The following is a 1,699-nucleotide window of genomic DNA, read 5'->3' on the forward strand; positions in this document are numbered from 1 at the left end:
CAGCCACCGCTGCCCCCACCACCGCGCGCGCCACCCAGGTTCCGCCCGGCACAGCCATCCATGCCACGCTGCCCGGGGCCGATTTTTTTGATGCCTACGAGGTGACCGACCAGCACCCCGCGCGCTCGGCCCTGCAGTCATGGCTGGATGTGGCGGCCCGCACCCCGGCGTGGACGCGCGCCCTCATGTTTGTGCGCAACAAGGCCGTGCGCCTGGTGGGCCTGAAAGACCTGGGCCAGCTGGACGACGGCTACCCACCCGCCAGCGGCCGCCCTCTGCGCGACGCGCGCAGCTACCGCGTGGGCGACCGTGTGGGCATCTTCCGCATCCGCCACCTGAGCGATACCGAGGTGGTGATGGGCCAGGACGACAAGCACCTCGATGTGCAGGTGTCCATCTGCAAACAGCCCGCCGCCCCCGGCGCCGCGCCCCGGGTAGTGCTGAGCACGGTGGTGCACATCCACAACACACTGGGCCATGCCTACATGGCGGTGATCACCCCGATCCACCGCGTGATTGCGCGCGGCACAGCGCAGCGCCTGGCAGACCATGGCCAAAACTGACGCAGACGCCCCGCGCACCGGCAAGCTGGCGCGCAGCGCCATCACCGGGCTGGCGGCCGCGCGCATCGGCATGGCCGAGCTCTCGCACCGCACGCGCAAGCGCTCGGCCCAGGCGCAGGCCGAGCACGAGGCAGCGCTGGGCCGCATCCTGTTTGGTGCGCTGGGGCAGCTGCGGGGGTCGGCGCTCAAGGTGTCGCAGTTGCTCAGCATGCACCCGCAGCTGCTGCCCGAGGGCGTGCGGCGCGAGCTGGCCCGCGCCCACCACCAGGCCCCGCCGCTCAACCGCGCACTGGTGGGCCGCGTGTTCCGCCAGGCCTTCGGCCAGGAGCCCGAGGCGCTGTTTGACCACTTCGAGCCCATCGCGTTTGCCGCCGCCAGCCTGGGCCAGGTGCACCGCGCACAGCTGGCGGGCCATGGCACGGTGGCCGTGAAGGTGCAGTACCCCGGCATCGCCGCCACCATCGCCAGCGACATGCAGCTCATGCGAGCCGCGCTGCGCGCCCTGGCCCACACCGATCTGCCCCTGCCCACCGACACGGTGATGGACAGCGTGATGACCGAGATCGAGGCCACCCTGCTGCGCGAGGTGGACTACCTGCAAGAGGCCGAACAGCTGCAATGGTTTGCCCAGCACGCCGCACAGCCGGGGGTGGTGATGGCCCGGCCCATCCTGTCGCACACCCGCGCCCAGGTGCTCACACAGCAGTTTGTGCCCGGCCAGCCGTTGCAGGCCTGGCTGGCCACGCAACCGCCGCAGGCGCAGCGCGACCAGGCCGGGCAGCACCTGTGGGACTGGTTCATGCACTGCATCTTTGTGCTGGGCCGGGTGCATGCCGACCCCCACCCGGGCAACTTTCTGTTTGCGCCCGATGGCACAGTGGGCGTGCTGGACTTTGGCTGCACGCGCAGCCTGTCCACCGGGTTCCGGGCCCAGGTGGTGCAGGCATGGTCGGCACTGCTGCGGCCAGCGGACGACCCAGAGCGCCATGCGCTGGTGCTGCAGGCCTACCAGGCCCTGGGCCTGGCCGGGCCGGATGTCAGCCTGCCCACCTACCGCAGCGACCTGGCCCCGGCCCTGGCCGTGATGCAGGCCTGGCAGATCGAGCCCTTCACACAGGCGGTGTTCGACTTTGGGA

2 protein-coding genes are annotated in these 1,699 nt (G+C 71.0%); both read left to right on the forward strand.

What is annotated here, in order from left to right:
* Nucleotides 1–563, forward strand: a 563-nt coding sequence (locus DBR12_RS20095; protein ID WP_233244957.1) for a DUF2867 domain-containing protein, incomplete at its 5' end; no start/stop codon positions are given.
* The coding region (locus tag DBR12_RS20100; protein ID WP_108618849.1) for an AarF/ABC1/UbiB kinase family protein at nucleotides 550–1,699 on the forward strand (1,150 nt) is incomplete at its 3' end. The genes DBR12_RS20095 and DBR12_RS20100, both read left to right, overlap by 14 nt.

Origin of the sequence: Acidovorax sp. HMWF029, assembly GCF_003060895.1 — a bacterium.
Taxonomy (GTDB): domain Bacteria; phylum Pseudomonadota; class Gammaproteobacteria; order Burkholderiales; family Burkholderiaceae_C; genus Acidovorax.